The 19,749-nt window shown below is 62.0% G+C and carries 11 protein-coding genes; 5 read left to right on the top strand and 6 right to left on the bottom strand.

Annotated elements, in window-relative coordinates:
• Window positions 1-1,865: lamin tail domain-containing protein (locus ACYVHC_RS19565; RefSeq protein ID WP_460615494.1), on the bottom strand; the 1,865-nt coding region annotated here is incomplete at its 3' end.
• A 561-nt stretch (window positions 1,866-2,426) separates the two neighbouring features.
• Between ACYVHC_RS19565 and ACYVHC_RS19560 the strand changes: the two genes are divergently transcribed.
• The gene (locus tag ACYVHC_RS19560) at window positions 2,427-2,975 is read left to right on the top strand and encodes an ASCH domain-containing protein (protein WP_460615493.1); all 549 of its coding nucleotides are present in this window, start codon (window positions 2,427-2,429) and stop codon (window positions 2,973-2,975) included.
• Between the two features lie 219 nt (window positions 2,976-3,194).
• Here ACYVHC_RS19560 and ACYVHC_RS19555 read toward each other — a convergent pair whose 3' ends face one another.
• The 4 genes from ACYVHC_RS19555 to ACYVHC_RS19540 form a co-directional block, all read right to left on the bottom strand.
• The gene (locus tag ACYVHC_RS19555) at window positions 3,195-5,627 is read right to left on the bottom strand and encodes an ADOP family protein (protein WP_460615492.1); all 2,433 of its coding nucleotides are present in this window, start codon (window positions 5,625-5,627) and stop codon (window positions 3,195-3,197) included.
• A gap of 54 nt (window positions 5,628-5,681) precedes the next feature.
• On the bottom strand, window positions 5,682-8,036 hold the full coding sequence (locus tag ACYVHC_RS19550; RefSeq protein ID WP_460615491.1) for an ABC transporter permease: 2,355 nt from the start codon (window positions 8,034-8,036) through the stop codon (window positions 5,682-5,684).
• 52 nt (window positions 8,037-8,088) lie between these two features.
• Window positions 8,089-8,766, bottom strand: coding sequence for an ABC transporter ATP-binding protein (locus ACYVHC_RS19545; protein ID WP_460615490.1), 678 nt, complete (start codon window positions 8,764-8,766; stop codon window positions 8,089-8,091).
• Window positions 8,767-9,006: 240 nt separating this feature from the next.
• Window positions 9,007-10,266 (bottom strand): efflux RND transporter periplasmic adaptor subunit, encoded by a 1,260-nt coding sequence (locus ACYVHC_RS19540; RefSeq protein ID WP_460615489.1) that lies wholly within the window; start codon window positions 10,264-10,266, stop codon window positions 9,007-9,009.
• Window positions 10,267-10,567: 301 nt separating this feature from the next.
• Here ACYVHC_RS19540 and ACYVHC_RS19535 point away from each other — a divergent pair, with 301 nt between their 5' ends.
• Both ACYVHC_RS19535 and ACYVHC_RS19530 read left to right on the top strand, forming a co-directional pair.
• Window positions 10,568-11,938 carry a sigma-54-dependent transcriptional regulator gene (locus tag ACYVHC_RS19535; RefSeq protein ID WP_460615488.1) on the top strand — a complete coding sequence of 457 codons (1,371 nt, stop codon included), beginning with the start codon at window positions 10,568-10,570 and terminating at the stop codon, window positions 11,936-11,938.
• Window positions 11,928-13,262, top strand: a complete 1,335-nt coding sequence (locus ACYVHC_RS19530) for a sensor histidine kinase (protein WP_460615487.1) — start codon at window positions 11,928-11,930, stop codon at window positions 13,260-13,262. The genes ACYVHC_RS19535 and ACYVHC_RS19530 overlap by 11 nt, the downstream gene beginning before the upstream one ends.
• An 86-nt stretch (window positions 13,263-13,348) precedes the next feature.
• Here ACYVHC_RS19530 and ACYVHC_RS19525 read toward each other — a convergent pair whose 3' ends face one another.
• Window positions 13,349-15,781, bottom strand: coding sequence for an outer membrane beta-barrel protein (locus tag ACYVHC_RS19525; RefSeq protein ID WP_460615486.1), 2,433 nt, complete (start codon window positions 15,779-15,781; stop codon window positions 13,349-13,351).
• A gap of 436 nt (window positions 15,782-16,217) precedes the next feature.
• Here ACYVHC_RS19525 and ACYVHC_RS19520 point away from each other — a divergent pair, with 436 nt between their 5' ends.
• Window positions 16,218-17,699 carry a PhoX family protein gene (locus ACYVHC_RS19520; protein ID WP_460615485.1) on the top strand — a complete coding sequence of 494 codons (1,482 nt, stop codon included), beginning with the start codon at window positions 16,218-16,220 and terminating at the stop codon, window positions 17,697-17,699.
• Between the two features lie 107 nt (window positions 17,700-17,806).
• Window positions 17,807-19,735: a cytochrome-c peroxidase gene (locus tag ACYVHC_RS19515; protein ID WP_460615484.1), complete on the top strand. Its 1,929-nt coding sequence runs from the start codon at window positions 17,807-17,809 to the stop codon at window positions 19,733-19,735.
• Window positions 19,736-19,749 lie beyond the last annotated feature (14 nt).

The raw sequence follows: 19,749 nt of genomic DNA, 5'->3' as shown, positions 1-19,749 counted from the left end.
AGCACGGGGTTGTAGCGGGTGGAAAGATCACGGACTATGAACTCCCGGCCGCTGGTTCCCCCACTCATTTTAAGTTGATTGCCAACAATTCTGGCCCCCTGAGCAGTTGTTTCAACTTCATGCCAGCCGTCGCCTACTGCAGCGTCATCGGCGCGGGAAAAGTTGTCAAGCAGGGCTTGATCCAGGGCGTAGCCGGTAAAAGCGGAGGTGCTGGTGGCCGTTCCGTAGGCAGTGCTGACCGTAACCCGGCCCGTGGTGGCCCCGGTCGGAACCGTGGCGTAAAGTTGGGTGGAAGAAACGTAAAATACCTGGGCGGCGGGTACCCCGTTAAAGAATACCGCGGCCGTGCTGGTAAAGCCATTGCCCCGTAGCTGCAGCTGGGTACCGGCCGCGCCAACCTCGGCCGAGAGAGCTGTAAGCGTTGGCACGGGCGGAGCGCTGACAGTCACGGCCACCTCATTGCTGGTGAGCACGCCGCAGGCAAAGCTGGACTGGACGGCTACAAAGTAAGTGCCCTCAGCGGTAAAGCGAGGCGTGTAGGTGGCCGCTGTTTCCCCGGAAAGTAGGGAGTAAGGCCCCCCGGCGGTAGTGGCATACACCCACTGCCTTCCCCCGGTGGGCGAAGTAGTTTCCGTTGCCGTCAGAAGTTGACCGTTTTCACTGGTGTATACACTCTGAGCACTGGTGGGGGATACTCGCACGCTGCTGACCCCGAACGCGGAAGACGTCTCACTCTGGGTGGCGGGATCGGATGCCATGACTCTTACCTTGTAGGTCAGGCCGCCGGACGTTCCTACCGGAAGGGTAGCGGTGAGGGTCTGGGAAGTGGTGCTGTTCCCCGTAAGGGTAGCGATGATGGGAGGTGAAGCCGCGAAAACGCCGCTGGCATCAGACAGCTCTACCGAGAACGTGTTAGCGGGGGCAAAGGCCCCGGAGGCCCTGAAGGTTACCGACAGCTGGCCGCCGGGGCAGGCCGTGGAACTGCTCAACGTAGGGGTGCTTACGCTGGCGGTTGGGGGGGCGGAGACGGTGAAAGTTCCGGGCACGGCGTAGGTAACCGTGCCATCACTGAGCACTACGCTGGCACCACCCACAGGGGTTGATGCCGCCACGGTGGCTGTTATGGAGTTAGCGGATGCTGTCACGCTGGTGGCCGCTACCCCCCCAACGGTTACTGAGGTGATGGAGGCTAGATTGCTGCCCGCAATTGTCAGCACGGTGCCCACCGGTCCGGAATCGGGGGTAAAGCCGGAGGGAGTGGGCGTTGTGCTGATTACGCAGCTGACCGCATCACTTTGGGAGTTACGGGGGTTAACAGGACCCACGGTAAAGTCGGTGCTGTTGTTGTTGGTATCGGTGCAGCCGTTATCCTTGCGACTGACGCTGCTGGTACTCGTCGGGGCGGCCGTGGGGCCCGTGCCTTCGTAGCAGATTCCTGAAGTCGTGGTAGATCCACCAAAGCCCACCAGGTCAATGACGGTGCTGCCACTGGGACAGCTACCGATCAAAGCAGTTGAGCTGCTTACCAGCGCTACTTTACCGCCAGTAGCAGACATTAGAATTGTGCCGGTTGCATCAGCAGTCGGCAAGGCCATAGTACCAGCACTGCCGGCGGCCTGCTGAATCAGGAAGTATCCGCCCGCGGGAATAGTACCCGTGGTGATTACCGTAGTCTGCCAGCTGGAACCGGCTGAAGAGGCGTACTGCACCGAATAGCCGGCCAGGGAAATGTCCGCGTTGGTAAGGTTGTGCAGTTCAACAAAGTCGTTTTTATATGTACTACCGGAGTTGCCCCCTCCCCCATAAATCTGACTGATTACGACCGCCGGGCTGCTGGTTTGCGCCAGTGCCAACAAAGGCAGCAAGAGAAGGACCAAAAGTGGACTGAAGCGAAAGCAGGAAACCGCCTTACGGTTGCGGAGGGCGCGTTGCGCACGGGAGGGCAAACGCCAAAAGCCCCTACCGGGAGGTAGAGGCGAAAAGGTAAAGTTCATGCAAAGGCAATAGGTAGGTGAAAGAACAAAAGTGGCACAAGGTACCTCGTCAGTAACGCCTCCTAAGCTGAACCGTGTTAAGGATATGTTAAATTATTAATAAATCAATTTTATTGTATTTATAAAAGAAAAATCCACCGCTTTAGCGGCCTGCTAGCAGTAACCATCAAAGCTCAGTACCACACGCGGGTGATTTGACACCAGCACTCACTAGGCAGCGCTACCTAATTAACGATGGGTATAAATCGGACGAAGCGAGCTGCAACGCTCGCCGGGGTGTCTACCCTTTCAAGTGCTGTCTTCAGTGCGATTTCATTGGATGTTCCCCAATTTACTTTATTCGCAATTGCCCTTTTCATCAGGTAGGCTGGTCAAATAACCTCTCCCGGCACGTCCGAGTGGCTTACTCCGAGTGGCTTACCTTGCAAAAAAATGCCGCAAATTTCCTTTAATGCCGAAATGCTGGCAGCCCTGCGGGCCGGCAGCAAAACCGTCACCCGACGCCGACTTCAGCCTACCCTGCCGATGCAGCTTCAGCCCGACCGGTACCACGTGGCGGCGGTCACGGGGCAGACTGCCCTGTTCAAGGATTTGGAGCAAAAAGCAGCGGGAACAGGATTTTCGGTGGACTGCCCCCTGGGTAAAGTAGGGGATATTTTAGAGGTGGCGGAAGATGCTACGCTCCAGCTGCAGATAGTGAATCTGCGGGTAGAGCAGGTACGCCAGCTAACGGCGGCCGACGCGGTTGCCGAAGGCTTACCTCAGAAAATAGTGGCCGGCCGGCAGCAGTGGGGTGGGGTGGAAGCAGACCCGGCCGTGCCCGGCAGCTTCCGCTGGTACGACCATCCCATCGCCGCATTTCGCGGCTTACTGGATACCATTTATCCGTCGGCCTGGGTTCGCAATGAATGGGTATGGGTGGTGGAGTTTGTAAGAATCCATAGCAAGCCAGAGGACCATGCTCAGAACCCCGACAAGTAAGGTCGGCAACAAAACTGCTCGGAAATCCAAGTCCGCTCCCGCGGGCCCAGGTAAAGCACCAGGGCCGGCGGGAGCGGACCTTAATGGGGACCGTGAACACGTCCACATCAAATCGCCGGGGGCTGCCGCAACACCCGCTGGGCAGGCGCCAGTCGGCAAGTACTAGCTCCGCTCCCACCCTAGCTTCTCCGAGCCCCAATCAGCGGCCGGAAGTAAAGCTTAGTTTGCCCGGAGATTGTTGACCGGATTGGCGGTGGCCGCCCGCACGGCCTGGTAGCCCACGGTCAGAAACGCGACTACGGCGGCCAGGGCCCCGGCCGCCCCAAACGCCCAGAGGGGCAGATCAATCCGGTAAGCAAAGTCCTGCAGCCAGGCGCTCATGGCCAGCCAGGCGGCGGGGAAGGCAATAACGGCAGCGACGGCTACCAGCACCATGAACTCCTTGGAGAGCAGGGCCACGATGTTGCCCACGCTGGCCCCCAGTACTTTGCGAATGCCAATCTCCTTTTTGCGGCGCTCGGCCGCGTAGGTGGCCAGGCCAAACAAACCGAGGCAGCCCACAAAAATGGCAATGCCAGTGAAAATCCAGAGCAGGGACTTCAGCTTGTCCTCCGCCTGGTACATCTGCTCGAAATTCTGATCCAGGAACTTGTACTCAATGGGGCTGTCCGGGCTAAACCGGGCCCATACCTGCTTAACCCCGTCCACGGCCGGGCCCAGGTTTTCCGCTTTCAGCTTAACGGCTACTTTCCAGTAGGCGCCGGGAAAGATCTGCAGGACAGCCGGCTCCAGGCGGTCGTAGAGGCTTTTGTAGTGGAAGTCCTGGACCACGCCGATAATGCGGCCCACCTTCAAAGAATCCGGGTTTTTGTCGTTCCACACTTTCCACTGCACCTTTTTGCCCAGGGCCTGCTGGGGCGTGCCGAAGCCGAAGTCCCGCACGGCCGTTTCGTTGATGATAAAGGCCTGGTCCTTGTCAGTGGTCTGCTCCTTGGCAAAGTCCCGGCCCGCAACCAGGTGCAGGCCCAGGGTTTTGATGTAGTCGTAGTCTACCATGAGCTGGGTGCAGGAATACTCCTTCATCTCCCCGTTGGTGGGCACCCCCAGGCCGTCGCCGGCCACCTGGTCCCCGGGAAAGCCGTAGCCAATGCTGGTGGATACCACCCCGGGCACCTGCTGGAGCTCATTTTTAAAGGCTTCGTAGTGCTGGTTCATGTTGTCGCCCCGCATGGGAAAAAACATGATCTGCTCCCGGTTAAAGCCCAGGTCCTTGTTGTGCAGGTAGCTGACCTGCCGGAACACGACGATGGCGCACACGATCAGGAACACAGACAAGGCAAACTGCACCACAATCAGCCCGTGCCGCAGCCACTGCACCCGCCCGAAAATGCCGTCCGTGACCACCGCACTTTTCAGCACCTTTACCGGCTGAAAGCTCGACAGCACCAGGGCCGGGTAAAAACCCGCCACTACCCCTACTACCAGCGTTAAAGCCAGCAGCAACCCGAGCAGGGCCGGGGAGCGGAGCAAGTCAAACGTCATGGCTTTACCTGTGAAGGCGTTGAGCGAGGGCAGCACCAGGGCCGTGAGCACGGTGGCCAGCACCACGCTTACGAGGGTGAGCAGCACCGTTTCGCTGAGAAATTGCAGCATGAGCTGCCGGCGGCTGGCTCCAATGGTTTTGCGGATACCCACTTCCTTGGCCCGCTGCATGGACTTAGCCGTAGCCAGGTTCACGAAGTTAAAGCCAGCAATCAGCAGTACGAAGGCGGCGATAAAGCTTAGGGCCTTGACGTAGGTGATATTGCCCCGGACGGCCGAGTCGTACTTAAAGCTGCTGGAGTACAGGTGCACCTGGTGCAGAGGCTGCAGGTAGGGCACGGTGGTTAACTTGTCGTCAGGGCCCAGGGTGGGGTTAACCTTCTGGGTAAGGTAGTTCTGCAGCTTGGCCTGGGTCTGGGCGGCCGCGGCGCCGGGGCGCAGCTTCACGTAGGTGTAGAACTGCTGCCAGCCCCAGTTGGACATGCGCTGCTTGGGCAGCTGGGCCGCGGCCAGGGGGATGAGGTAGTTAATTTTCAAGTGAAATTTGGCCAGCCCGTCGCGCAGCACGCCCTTGACCAGGAAGGGCTGCTTGCTGATCTTGATCTGCTGGCCCACCGGGTTCACGTCCCCGAAGAAGTTGCGGGCCACCTCTTCCGAGAGCACCACCGAGGAAGGCGCATCCAGGGCCTGTGCCGCCGAGCCGTACTTAAAGGGCAGGGTGAACACCCCGAAGAAGGTGGAGTCCGCCACCAGCCCATTGTCCACGTACATTTTTTTCTCGCCCACCTCCAGCAAGCTCAGGCTGGTGCCCGTCATCAGGATGCGCATGGATTGCTCTACCTCCGGAAACTCCTGCTTGAGGACGGTGGCAAACATGGGTGAGACGGAGCTGTGGATTTCGGGCACCGCGCTGGAGGTTTGCTGGGAGTATACCCGGTAAATCCGCTCCCCCTGGGGCACGAACTTATCGTACTGCAGCTCATCCTGGACGAAGAGCCCGATCAGCAGGCAGGCCGTCAGGCCCAGAGCCAGGCCGGCGATGTTGAGAAAGGAAAAACCCTTGTGCCGGATCAGGTTGCGGTAGGCAACGAGAATATAGTTCTTAAGCATGATGAAGTCAGTCGTAGGAGGTGAACGGACGGGTAAGAGAAGGGCAGCCGGGAGCTATTCGTCGCGCAGGCTGAGAGTGGGATTAAGCCGGGCGGCTTGCAGCGCCTGGGTGCAGATGGTAAGCCAGGCCACGGTGACGGCCAGCAGGCCCGCGCCCAGGAAGTGCCAGGCCTGCAGGGGTATGCGGTACTGAAAGCCGTCGAGCCAGTGCCTGACCACCAGGTAGCTCAGCGGCAGGGCCAGCAGAATGCCTACCCCCACCAGCTTGGTCAGGTCGCGGGAGAGCAGGTAAACGATGCTCAGCTCGCTGGCGCCGAGCACCTTGCGGATGCCGATTTCCTTGCGGCGCTTTTCGGCCGTAAAGGCCGTCAGGCCAAACAGGCCCAGGCAGGAAATAAGAATGGCCAGACCGGCAAAGTATTGGGCCAGCACCCCCACGCGCCGTTCGGCGGCGTACTGGGCCTGATAATTCTCGTCGAGAAAGTGGTAGGTGAGCGTCTGGCCGGGGTTGAAAGCGGCGTAGAATTGTTGGATTCGGCCGATGGTTTCCTGTTCCCGGCCCGGTGCCAGCCGCACCAGAACGGTCCCGGCCGTTAGCGGATCCAGCCGGAAAATGAAGGGCTTCACCTTCTCGTGCAGCGACTCGTAGTGAAAGTTTCTCGCCACGCCCACGATCCGTTGTTTGTCGAGCAGCTGGCCCACCGGGTTTTGTAGACCTAGGGTGGCTACCAGGGCTTCGTTGACGATTATCTGCCCGCTGTCGGCACGGAACTGGGGCGAAAAGCTGCGGCCTTCTTTCAACGTTATGCCCAGGGTTTCGAGCATGTCGTAGTTCACGCTTAAGTTGTTGGCCAGAATCTCCCGGCCCTCCCATTGCACCGGACGCCCCGCGCCGTAGGTACCCACAAACGAGCCCCACATGCTGGTGGCATTCCCCACGCCCGGCAGCTGCTTTAGCTCGGCCAGAAACGTTTGGGGCTGCTGCGCCGCCCGGCCCGTCGCCTCGAAAGTCATGACGCCGTGGCGGTCATATCCCAGATCTTTGCTCTGGATAAAGGCAAGCTGCTGCTGAACCACCCACACGCAGACCATGAATAGCACGGAGAGCATAAACTGGAAAACCACCAAGCCCTTGCGCGTCCAGAGGTCGGCCGCCGAACCGACGAGCTGCCCCCTGAGCACTTCCACTGGCCGCAGCCCCGACAAGTAAATAGCCGGATAGCTACCCGCCAGAAGCCCCGTCATCAGCGTAATCCCCAGCGCCGAAAGCACCAGGTGCGGCGTAAAGACTAGCGCAAGTTGCTTGCCGGTGATGGCGTTGAACTGGGGCAGCAGCACGTCTACCAGCGCCAGCGCCAGGAGCAGGGCGATGAAGCTCATGAGCACTGATTCGGTCAGGTAGTGCGCCAGCAGCGAGAAGCGGCTCGCGCCCAGCGTTTTCTTCACCCCAATTTCCTTTAGCCGACGCGAGGCCTTGGCCGTGGCCAGGTTCATGAAATTGATGCCCGCGATGAGCAAAATGAACACGGCAATGGCCGAAAACAGCTGCACGTACTCAATCCGCCCGCCCGAGGGCACGCCGTTGGTGAACTCGCCGTGGAGGTACAGGTCGGCGTAGGGCTGCACCAGCAGGATCCGTTCCGTATGGGTCGGCAGCTTGCGCTGAAGAAGACCTGCAATCTTGGTTTGAAACTGGGCTTGGTCAGCGCCCTCGCGCAGCACCACGAACGTATTGAAAGGCCCATCCTGGGCCCAGTTTATCGACTCCCCCATTTTCATGATGCCCTTGAAGGCATCAAAGCTGAGCACCACGTCAAACTGGTCGGTAGAATTGGTTGGAATAGGACCGAACACGCCCGTTACGATAACGGTTTGCTTAAGGTCAGCCAGTTGCCATTCTACTGTTTTGCCCACGGCATTGGCCGCCGTGCCGAATAGGGCCGCGGCCATTTCCTGCGAGAGCACCGCGGCGGTTTTGCCAGCCAGCACCTGGCTGGCATCTCCTTGCTGCAGGTTGTAGGAGAAGATGTGAAAGAAGTCTTTGCCGGCAAATTTGGCGTCGGCCCGCACGGTTTTTCCCTTGGCCACCAGCGTGAGCCCGGGAAAAAAATCGGGCGGAGTGGCCACGGCCGCGTACTGGATTTCGGGCATTTCCTCGGTTAGCGCCTCGGCCAGCAGCGGCGCCGTGCCATAGGTGTTGATGCCCTCGGCCGTGCGCTGGTTTTCCAGCACCTGAAACAGCCGCCCGGTAGTGGCGTGGTACCGGTCGAAGCTCCATTCATCGTGCACCCACAGGTAGATGGTAAGCGCCCCCGCCAGGCCCACTGACAAGCCCACCAAATTGATAAAAAAGGTGGTTTTGAACCGCTTGAAGTTCCGGTAAATCAGAAGCAGGGAAAGCTGAACCATGAGGGCAGCGAAGTAGAAGTGAGGGCAGCAGAAGAAACCGAGGCGAGCGGCGCTAGGCGTGCACGTTTTCGAGCACCACCTGCCCGTCGAGCAGGCGAATCACGCGGTGAGCATAGCGGGCGTCGTGCTCCGAGTGGGTTACCATCACGATGGTCGTGCCGGCCTCGTTGAGTTCGGTGAGCAGCTCCATGACCTCGTTGCCGTTGCTGGAGTCAAGGTTGCCGGTGGGTTCGTCGGCCAGGATCAGGCGGGGACCGTTGACGACGGCGCGGGCAACGGCCACGCGCTGCTGCTGGCCGCCCGAGAGCTGCTGGGGGAAGTGGTTGCGGCGGTGCATGATCTGCATCTTCTCCAGCACCCGGGCTACCTTCTCCTTGCGCTCGGCCGCCCCAACCCCCAGGTACATGAGGGGAAGCTCCACGTTCTCGGCCACGGTCAGCTCATCAATCAGGTTGAAACTCTGGAACACAAAGCCGATGTGCTTTTTGCGCAGCTCCGCGCGGCGGCGCTCCGGGGCGTGGGCTACCTCCGTGCCCGCGAAAGCGAAGCTGCCCCCGTCGGGCTCATCCAGCAGCCCAAGGATGTTGAGCAGGGTAGATTTGCCGCAGCCCGAAGGCCCCATGATGGCTACAAACTCTCCCTCGCTCACCGCCAGGGAAATGTTGTTCAGCGCCTTGGTCTGCACTTCTTCGGTGCGGTAGATCTTTTCGAGGTTTTCAATCTTGATCATGGGAGTAGCGGGTGCGCGTTAGTGTAGGACGTTCAATGGAAAGAGGTAGGCAAAAGCCAGGGGTAGCTCAGGCGGGCAAAAAACCTTCCTGCGGAGCGCAGCCGGCCCGGGCTACCGCTGCGTTGCAGCGAATCGGGCGCCCTCATCACGCCCGGGGTAGCAGAAGGACCGCAGGCACCGTTCTCCGGTTCGGTGGCGCTCCGCAGGATGTTCTTCAGGAGTTTTTGCTTTTATGCCGGGTTACTGAGTTTTAGCGCTGAGGGCCAGTTCGCCCATCTTCTCGTAGCCCTCGTAGCTGGAGGTGATTACCCGGTCGCCCGGGTGCAGGCCGTCGAGCACTTCGTAGTACTCGGGGTTTTGCCGGCCCAAACGGATATCGGTTTTGTAGGCTTTGGTCCCGTCGGCGCTGACCTTGAAAATCCAGTTGCCGCCGGTTTTCTGGTTAAACCCTCCCTTGGGCACGCGCAGGGCCACGGTCGGGTCACTTAGCGCCAGGCGGACGGGCACGGTCTGCCCGCGGCGCAGGTCGGAGGGCGCGGCCCCGGTAAACTCCAGGTCCACCTGCACGCCCTGAGTTACCTGGGTGTAAATCTTCTTGACGCTAAGCGCATAGGGCTTGCCATTGAGAGTAATCTCGCCTTTCTGGCCGGGAAAGATGCGGGAGATGTAGTACTGGTCCAGGGTGGCTCGCACCTTGAGCCCCGTCAACAGGTCCAGCTGCCCGATGCGCTGGCCCCGGGTTTTCAGCTCCCCAATTTCCGCGTTCAAAGAAGTCAGGCGGCCCGCCGTGGGGGCCTTGATTGTCAGATCGTCGAGCTTGCGGCGCATCAGGGCCAGGTTGTTTTGCATGCGGCTGACGGACTGCTGCATCTGGTTTACTTGCTCGCGCATGGCCGTGGAATCCTGGCCCAGGGCCCGGCGGCTCAGTTGCCGCCGCCGCACCTGGTAGTCGTAGGCATTTTTAGCCTGCACGTAGTCCTGCCGGGCAATCACCTTTTGCTCAAAGAGGTTATTGTTAAGCTCATACAGGCGCCGGGCCTCCCGCAGCTGGTTGTCAATTTCAGCCTGCTGATTAAGCTGCTGAATGCGATTTTGCTGGAGCAGGTTGCGCGTCTGCTGCAGGTTGTTCATCAGGTCAAAGACGGCCGTTTCCCGGTTTACCATTTCCAGCTGCAGGTCCGTGTTGGCCAGCTGAATGATGGGCTGCCCGGCCGAGAGGGTGGCCCCGTCCTCCACCAGGATGCGCTGCACCGTACCTCCCTCCGGGGCATCGAGGTAAATAGTTTTGATGGGCATCACCACTCCATCAACCGGGGCAAATTCCTGGAAGGGGCCGCGGGTCACCTGGCTGATGGTCAGTCGCTCGGGATCCACGTTCAGCGTGGCCGGGCCCGCCGCCAGCAGCAGGCGGGCTCCCACGGCCGCTACCAGCAGCACCAGCGCTCCAAGCAGTAGCACGCGGGTCGGGGTCCAGGTTTTCTTGACAAGTATCGTATCCATGGATAGGCAGGGCCCGAAATAGCAGGTCCGGACAAGTCAAAAGGAAGAACGATGCCAATTATATAAATTGCTGTAATTCAGCCGTTTATTTAACAGCAAGATAATCTCAGTAGTGAAAACGTCCGCTTTTGATACAGTAGGCGTCCGGTCCTGATACAGTCCGCCGGCTCCCTGCCAACTAAAGCTGCCCTCCCCGGCCCGGAAAGCCATTTTTTAGAAACTAGTATAATTATGGCTAGGATTGCGGTGCTTAGCACCGGAAGGCGGTGGGAGCCCCTAGTTGATTTGTTTGGTTACGTCCATGAACTTAAAAAAAGCCCGGGTGCTGGTGGTTGACGACGACGCGGACGTGCTGTTTGCCGTGCGCATGCTGCTTAAGCCCGAGGTGCAGGAGGTGGTGACCGAGAAAAACCCGGAGCTGCTCTTGTCCCTGCTGGGCAAGCAGCAGTTTGACGCCATTTTCCTGGACATGAATTACAAGAGCACCCTGGGCACCGGCAACGAGGGCCTCTACTGGCTGGGCCGGGTGCGCGAAAAGGATCCGACGGCCACGGTCATCATGATCACGGCCCACGGGGAAATCAGCACTGCCGTACGCTCGCTCAAGGCCGGGGCCACCGACTTTATCGTTAAGCCCTGGCACAACGCCCAGCTGCTCGAAACCCTGGCTGCCGCCCTGGAACCCAAGGAGGCGGGCAAGCTTGCCGGGGGAGCCCCCGCGGCCCGGCGGCCCGCCGCCCAGCCCGGGTTTGCCCTGCTCGGTGAGTCGGCCCCCATGCAGGACGTGTTTCTCACCATTGAGAAGGTAGCTCCGACCGAGGCTAACGTGCTGCTGCTGGGGGAGAACGGCACGGGTAAGGAGCTGGTAGCCCGGGCCCTGCATCAGCAGTCCGCGCGGGCCGCCCAGCCCTTTGTGACCGCCGACCTGGCCGCCATCAGCGAAGGCATCTTTGAAAGCGAGCTGTTCGGCCACAAGAAAGGCTCCTTTACCGATGCGCGCGAGGACCGGGTGGGCCGCTTTGCCGCCGCTTCGGGCGGGACCCTGTTTTTAGATGAGATCGGCAACATCTCCCTGGCCCAGCAGGCCAAGCTGCTCACGGCCCTGCAGAACCGGGAGGTTATTCCTCTTGGCAGCAACCGCCCCCTGCCCATCGACATCCGGCTGATCTCCGCCACCAACGCCCCGCTCTACGAGCTGGCCGCCCAGCAGCGCTTTCGCAAGGATTTAATTTACCGGCTCAACACCGTGGAAATCACCCTGCCGCCCCTGCGGGCCCGGGGTGACGACGTGCTGCTGCTGGCCCGCCACTTTGCCGCCCTCTACGCCGAGCGCAACCGCAAGGCCCCGCCGGAATTTGAGCCCGCCACCCTGCACAAGCTCCGCCAGCACCGCTGGCCCGGCAACGTGCGCGAGCTGCAGCACACGGTGGAGCGCGCCGTGATCCTGGCCGAGGGCCCCACCCTGCGCCCCCAGGACTTTCATTTTTCGGCCATGGAAGCCAGCCCCACCGGGTCCCTGCCCGACGAGGGGCCCCTGCAGCTCAGCGAAGTGGAAAAGCACACCATCCTGCGGGTGATTGAGCGCCACCACGGCAACCTGACCAAAGCCGCCAAAGAGCTGGGCCTGACCCGGACGGCCCTGTACCGGCGCCTGGAAAAGCATGATCTCTAAGCGGCCCGAGCTTGGCATTGCCCTGCGCCTGCTGGGGCTGCTGGCCCTGCTCTACGGGGCCGGGCAGGCGTTCGACCACGCCCGCTACGGCCTGCTGGGGCTGGCCGTCGGGCTGCTGGGGCTCGCTGTGTGGGAGCTGGGCCGCCACGTGACACGCAGCACCCGGGCGCTGGCCGACTTCCTGCTGGCCGTGCAGTACCGCGACTTTTCCCAGCACTACAACGAGTCCCACCCCAACGGGGCCCTGCACGCGGCCTTTAACCAGCTTAGCGCCACCTTCCGCCAGCTCAGCGCCGAGCGGGAGGCCCAGTTCACCTACCTGCAGACCGTGCTTCAGCTGATCGACACCGGGGTGATGTCCTTTGATGCCCGCGGGGGGGTGGAGTCGATCAATGAGTCGTTTAAGCGTACCCTGGAGCTGCCTTACCTTAAAAACATTTCCACCCTGCAAAAGCGCCTGCCGGCGCTCTACGAGGCCATATGCCAGCTGGAGCCGGGGGCCTCCACCGTTGTCCGCCTGAGCGTGGGCGGCAAAACCATGCAGCTGCTGCTCTCGGCCACCACCTTTCGCCTCCAGGGCCGGGAATTTACGTTGGTGGCCTTTAAAAATGTCAGCCACGCCCTGGAGGAAAATGAAACCCAGGCCTGGCAGAAGCTGCTGCGCGTGATGACCCACGAGATCATGAACTCGGTAGCGCCCATTGCCTCCCTGGCCGACACGCTGCGGCGCGACCTGGGCCGGGAGCTGGAGCAGGCCTCCACGGCCGGGCGCCCCCTGCTAACCGATATCGAAGAGGGCATCCGCATTATCCAGACCCGCAGCGAAGGGCTGCTGCGCTTTGCCCAGGTCTACCGGGATTTCAGCACCATAAGCGCGCCGCGGCTGTCGCTGGTCTCGGTCCGGGAGCTGTTTGACACCATCCACCGCCTGCTCCGGGCCCAGCTGGCCGAAGGCGGCATCGAGCTCCGGGCGGAGGTGGAGCCCGCAACCCTGACCGTCCAGGCCGATGCCCAGCTGCTGGAGCAGGTGCTCATCAACCTGGTGCTCAACGCCGCCTACGCCGTGGGTCAGCGCGCCCAGCCCCGTATACGCTTGCTGGCCCAGGCTCAGGACAACGGGCGGGTGCTGCTGCAGGTAAGTGACAACGGCACGGGTATTCCCGCCGAAATCCTGGACAGCATCTTTATTCCCTTTTTCACCACCCGCCCCGGGGGCACGGGTATCGGCCTGAGTTTAGCCAAGCAGATCCTGCACCTGCACGGGGGGACCATTAAGGTTCAAACTGTACCCGGAGAGGGCTCGGTTTTTCAGCTGGAAATGTAGCGCCTCATCTTCCCGCCACCGGGAATAGGCGGGGTATTCGCGCGGGGAGCCGGGCAGCCAGCAGCAAACTGCGGCAGGTGCCGGAGCTAGCCGGCCCGGTTAACTTCCTCCAGGTTCTGGTTGCGGCGCTTGCTTTCCACCTTGGCGCCCTGGCTGAAATTGTAGCGCAGGGTCAACCCCACGGCGCGGAAGCGGAAGTACTGGTTGAAGTCGTTCACGTTGCCGTTGATGTTGGTGCTGAAGCGGTAGCGGTAGCCCTTGAACAGGTCATTAGCCGTAACACTGACTTCCAGCTTGTCCTGCGCAAAGCTGCGCTTGACGGCCAGGCCCACCCAGTGCATGGGCGCGATCTGGTACAGGCCCGAGGCTGTGGGGCCCAGGTAGCGGGCCTCGACTTCCAGCCGAACTTTGGAGGGCAGCCGCAGGGTGTGATTGGACTGCAGCATGTAATACACCCGCTCGTTGGATAGAAAGCCGTTGGTGGCGGTGGTGCTGAACTTGCGGTAGGAGACCACGACCGTGTTCTGGCTGTCCCACCACTTGGTGAACTTCACCGGGGCCAGGCCGGTCAGGCCCAGGATGTGCCCGCGGTCCAGGTTGTCGGTCGTGTATTTGGTGGTGGCCGCTTCCACGTCCAGGATGGGCACCTCGGAAATGACGGCGGTCTGGTAGTCGTAGTTCAGGGCCAGGCTGTAGACCTGCCGCAGGGTGTGGGTGAGGCGGAAGGCCTGGGTGTACTGGGGCCGCAGGAAGGGGTTGCCTTCCTCGTAGGTGTAGGGGTCCCGGTAAAAGCGGAAAGGGTTCAGGCTGCCGTAGTTGGGCCGGGTAAGACGGCGGCTGTAGCTCAGGCCCAGCTCATAGTCCTTGGTGATCTGGCGCTGGGCAAACAAACTTGGAAACAGATTCAGATAGTGGCGCTGGGTTTTCTGCCCCGTGGTGTAGGACTCACCCGTGGACCGGGTATCCTCCAGGCGCAGGCCGGCCTGCAGCTTAAGCTTGTCGCCGGCCTTGCCGCTCCAGTTCGCGTAGGCGGCCTGTATGCGTTCCTGATAGTGGAAGTAGTTGGTGCGCAGCGGGTCCAGCACCAGGGCATCGTTGTTAAAGTAAAAGCGGGAGTCGTTGTCGGCCGTCACCTGGCTGGCTTTTACCCCGGCCTCCAGCTTCTGCCCCCCGGGCAGGGGGCGGGTAAAGTCCAGCTTGGCAGCGTAGATCTGCAGGTTGGAGAGCGTGTTGGTATACTCCAGGTTCCGGGTGCGCTCCCCCGTAGGCAGGTCGGTGAAGTAGTTGAAAAAGTCGGCCTGGCCGCGGTTGTCAATTTTCACCATGTCCAGATCCGCCGTCAGCGTAGTGCCCGTGCTGTCAAGCTTGCCCGTGTAGTGCACGTTGCCCGTGTAGTTTTGATAGGTGGAGCGGCTGATGTTGTCGGCGTCGATGTAGCGGGTAGGCTGGGCGGGGGAGTCGCCCAGGTAGGTGTCGGTTAGAAAATCCGTCACCCCGCGGCGCAGCGTATAGCCGGCCAGCAGCCCCACGCTGTGGCGCCGGCTTAGGCGGTAGTCCCCGCCCAGGCGCACCACGGGTGGGGTTTTGGAGACAAAGTTGCCAGTGGCCTCCTGCTGAAAATAGGTGGTCTGCTGCTCCCCCAAAAAGATGCGCGTGAAGGTAGCGTCGCGCCCGCCCACCCGGCGGGAGCCGTCCAGGGTTAAAAAGCCGTCCCACTTTTCCTGCTTGGCGTTCAGGCTGGCCCCGTAGGTGTTCCCGACCTGCTGGAAGTTGTAGGTGGCGCCGGCGTACACGCTGCCGCTGAGGCCACGCTGGGTGTTCTGCTTTAAGTTCAGGTTGAGAATGCCCGCCGTACCCTCCGCGTCGTACTTGGCCGGAGGATTGGCAATGATTTCAATGTTTTTCAGGTTGGCGGCCGGCATGGCTTCGAGCATGCTGCGCAGCTCCCGGGCCGAGAGGTAGGTCAGGCGGCCGTCGAGCATGACCGTGACCCCACTCTTGCCGTTGAGCTGAATGTTGCCTTCCTGATCCACGAACACGCCGGGGGATTTGGCCAGCACGTCAAAGGCCGTGTTCCCGGCCGCCATGGCGGTGCCTTCCACTGTTACCACCATGCGGTCTGCTTCCTGCACGATGGTGGGCCGCATCCCGGTCACCTGAACCTCGGCCAGCTGCCTGGCATCGGGCTGGAGCACGAGGGTGCCGAAATTCTTGCCGGGCTCTTCCGGGGTAAGCGTAAACGCGGGCGTTTCCCGGGCTAGGTAGCCGATAGAGCTGATGCGCAACACGTAGGTGCCAGCGGCCGGGGCCTGCAGCTGAAAGCGCCCGTTTTCATCAGCCACGGTGCCCGTAATGCTGTTTTTTGCGCCCGCCGGCCCCACGGCGACGGTGGCAAACCCGACGGCCTGGCCCTTGTTGTCCTGGGTGATACCCGTTAGCAGGCCGGGGGCCTGCGCCCAGCCCGGGGTAGCCGGCAGCCACAAGCCGGCCAGCAGCCACAAAGCGAAGAAGTGTTTCATACGAGCGGGGGTAAGAAAGTTAGGGAGGGGGCCAGGAGCGTCCGGGAGCAGGGGACGGCGGCGGGGAATACTTGCGCTTAGCGCAATAGTTACACCCTTCCCGGAAAAAAAATTTTTCCTGCCTGCCGTGGGTGAACCGTCTGGTCAGTAGGCCTTCCCGGCAATCATGTTTATGCCAGTTTGTTCTGTACTGGCGGCGGGTGGGGCTCGCCAGGGCAGGGGGCCATAAGCAGGACCTTCCCTTAGGCCGGTAACGCATGCTCCGGACGCCCCAGCCGGTTTGCTGGCCTCAGCCCCGGCCCCCAAGAACGGCGCTGTTGCGCCCTGTAAGCCCGGCAATAGGATAACAAGGTGTTAACGGGAGATACATCCCGGAGTAACATTGGCTCAGAACCTTTGCAGTACTCATTCAGAACCATTCTACCCCTAATTCCTGATGGTAAATTCGGTACTCTTTCGCTCGGCGCGCTTTGCTACCCTGGGCCTGCTGCCAGTGCTGGCCGCCTGCAACGACAACCAAAACTCGGAAAGCCCGGCCAGCGAGCTTCAGCTGCAGGCCCATTCCGTAACCCCGTCCCTGGTGAAAGCCCTGCCGGGCTTTGAAAGCCTGGAGCTGCTGCCCCTGATTTCCTCCGACGACGTGCTGGCCCAGTCTCCCGCCTTTGTCTTTGGCCCGCAGCCGGACGGGGCCGGCTTGCTGCGCGACCCCGCCGGGCAGGGGTTTGTGCTGATCAACAACCACGAGATTGCCCAGTCGGTGTCGCGGGTGTACCTCGACAAAACGTTTAAGCCGGTCAAGGGCGAGTACATCGTGGACTACAACGGCGGCACGACGCGCCTGTGCTCGGCGACGCTGGCCACCCCCGAAGAGCACGGCTTCCCCGTACCGACGTTTCTGACGGCGGGTGAGAGTGGGGCAGAAAGCATGGTGCACGCCATCGACCCGCTGGGGGCGGCCGATAAAAGCAACTCCAGCCGCCGCAAGCCCGCCCTGGGCAAGGCCAGCATGGAAAATGCCGTGCCGCTCAACAAACAGGCCTACCCCGGCAAGACCGTCATCGTCATTGGTGAGGACGACAGCAACGGGCAGGTGCTGCTGTACGTGAGCAACTCCCCGGGAGACCTGGACAACGGCAAGCTGTACATGCTCAAGCGGGCTACTGGTGACCCCGTGGAAACCAACCTGACCCTGGGCGAGAGCTACGACGTGCAGTGGGTAGAGGTGCCGGAAGCCAAAACCATGACCGGAGCCCAGATTGCCGCGTTTGCCACCGCCAATGGGGTGCTGCAGCTGGCCCGCGTGGAAGATCTGGACTATCGCAAGGGCAGCGCGGAGCACAACCGCGAGCTGTATTTTACCGCCACCGGCGTCAGCGAGGCCGACAAGGTGACGCCCGTGGCCGGCAAAACCATGTGGGGCCGGGTCTACCGCCTGAACCTGGACGCGACCAATCCCGTGGGGCCGGCCAAGCTGGCGGTAGTCGTCGACGGCGCCCAGGACCCGGGCCGCTACATCGTCAACCCGGACAACATCTGCGTGACCGACAACTTCGTGTATATTCAGGAGGACGGCGACTCGTTTTATCGCAACAACGATCACGACGGCCGCATCTGGCAGTGGTCCATCAACCGCCCCGCGGAACGGGCCAAGGCCATGCTGGAAATGAACCACCGCCGGGAGGACGCGGCCTTCAACAGCAAGTACAATCCCGGTAACAGCCAGCTGAAGAGCTCCTGGGAGTTTGGGGCCATGCTGGACATCAGTGACCTGGTCCAAACGCCCAATACCTTTCTGGTAAACATCCATCCCCACACCTGGCAGGATGCCCGGTTCAAGAACGCCGACGGCTCGGGAGCCGCGGCAAACACCAACAGCGAGGGGGGCCAGGTACTCATCGTGCGGGGCGTGGCCAAGTAATAATCGTAGCCCTACCGCGTACTGCCGCCCGGCCGTAGCCTCTGGCCCCATTCGGCCGGGGGCTACGCCTTGCGTTATTCAGGGCGCACCGTTTCTTCCTTTATTCCATGCGAATTGCTTTTCTTCCCGTGGTGGGAGCTGCCGTCCTGCTTCTGGGCGGACTTTACTTTTGCGGGCCCGATGCGGCCCTCACCCCGGCCGCGGCTTCCCGGCCGTCTACGGGCCCCACCACGGAGCAGCTCACCTCCCGCCCCGCCCGGATCAAGGCGGACGTGGCCGCCGACTTGACCGCCCTGCTGCAGGCAGTGGATGCCGAGCTGCTGCCCCAGGCCCGGCGCCCGGCGGCCCGCCCCCTGCCGGTGGATTCCCTGCGGCGGGCGTTTCGCCGCTGCCGCCTGCAGTACAAGCGCGTGGAAGCTTTTACCGAGTACTTCCTGCCCGCCACGAGCCGACTCGTAAATGGGGCGCCGGTGGCCGAAGTGGAGGTGGAGGAAACCAAGCTGTTTGAGCCCGCCGGATTTCAGGTTATCGAGCCGTTGCTGTATCCCAGCCCCGCCCCGGCCGCCGGGACGGGCGCCGCCCGCCAGGAGCTACTGCGCCAAACCCTGCGCCTGCGCCGGCAGGTGCTGGCCCTGCAGCAGCTCTGGGGTGACCAGGAGTTCACCGACGCCCACGTGTTTGATGCCCTGCGCCAGGAGGTATTCCGCGTAGTGGCCCTGGGCATTACCGGCTTTGATACCCCGCTAAGTCTTTCCGCCGCCCTGCCCGAGGCCCGCGTGGCCCTGGGCGCGCTGGAAAAGCCGCTGCGGTACTACGCTTCCCCCTCGGCCAGCCAGGCAATGGCCGCACAGCTGCGCGGGGCCGCAACCGCCCTGGGCCGGGCCCCGGGCTTTAACGCCTTGGACCGCCTGGCCTTCGTGCGCGAGCACGCCAACCCCTTGGGGCGGCAACTGCTGGCCCTGGAGCGGCAGCTGGGCATCGACCCGTTCACGGGCGAGCTGCGGGCCCTGCGGCCCGAGGCCGCCACCCTGTTCGACCCAGGTGTCTTCAACCCCGACTTTTACACCGGCAACCGGCAGTGGTTTACCAACCCGGCCAAGGTCGCCCTGGGGCGAACCCTGTTCCACGAACCGCTGCTCAGCGGCAGCGGGGGGCGCTCCTGCGCGTCCTGCCACCAGCCCCGCCGGGCTTTTACCGATGGCCTGGCCCGCAATGCCACGCTTAGAGGCGGGTCACTGCGCCGCAACACGCCCACCATCCTGAATGCAGCCCTGCAGGCCGGCCAGTTTTACGACCTGCGGTCACCGAATCTGGAAAATCAGGCGGTGGACGTGATTGGCAACGCGGATGAGATGCACGGCTCCCTGGACCAGGCCGCCCGGCGGCTGGCCGGGCAGCCGGCGTACGTTAAACGGTTTCGCGCCGCCTTTCCCGACGCCGACCAGCAGGCCCCGGGCCCGCTGCTGACCCCGGTGCGGATCCAAAACGCGCTGGCCGCCTACCAGCGCAGCCTGGTGCAGCTAAACGCTCCCTTTGACCGCTACATTCGGGGGGACGCGGGGGCCAGGCTAAGCAAAGCCGCTATTCGGGGATTCAACCTGTTTGCCGGCAAGGCCCGGTGCGCAACCTGTCACTTCCTGCCCTTGACTAATGGCACGGCGCCCCCCACCTTTCAGGATTCCGAGGCCGAAGTGCTGGGCGTGCCGGCGCATCCCACTGCCCGGCAGCTTGATGCTGATCTGGGGCGCTACGAGCTGACCAAGCTCGAGCCCCTGCGCCATGCCTTTAAGACGCCTACCCTGCGCAACGTGGCGCTTACTTCGCCCTACATGCACAATGGGCAGTTTGCAACCCTGGAGCAGGTGCTGGATTTCTACAACGAGGGGGGAGGAGCAGGCCTGGGCCTGTCGGTCCCAAACCAAACGCTGCCCCCCGATAAGCTGCGGCTCACCCGGGGGGAGCTGGCCGACCTGAAAGCCTTTCTGGTGGCGCTCACGGATACGGCCCGGGCTGAACCTGTTGCGGCATTCCGCTAGCCGGGAAATGAGGT

Source organism: Hymenobacter seoulensis, from assembly GCF_054780535.1.
This window is presented reverse-complemented; position numbering and strand designations above follow the sequence as displayed.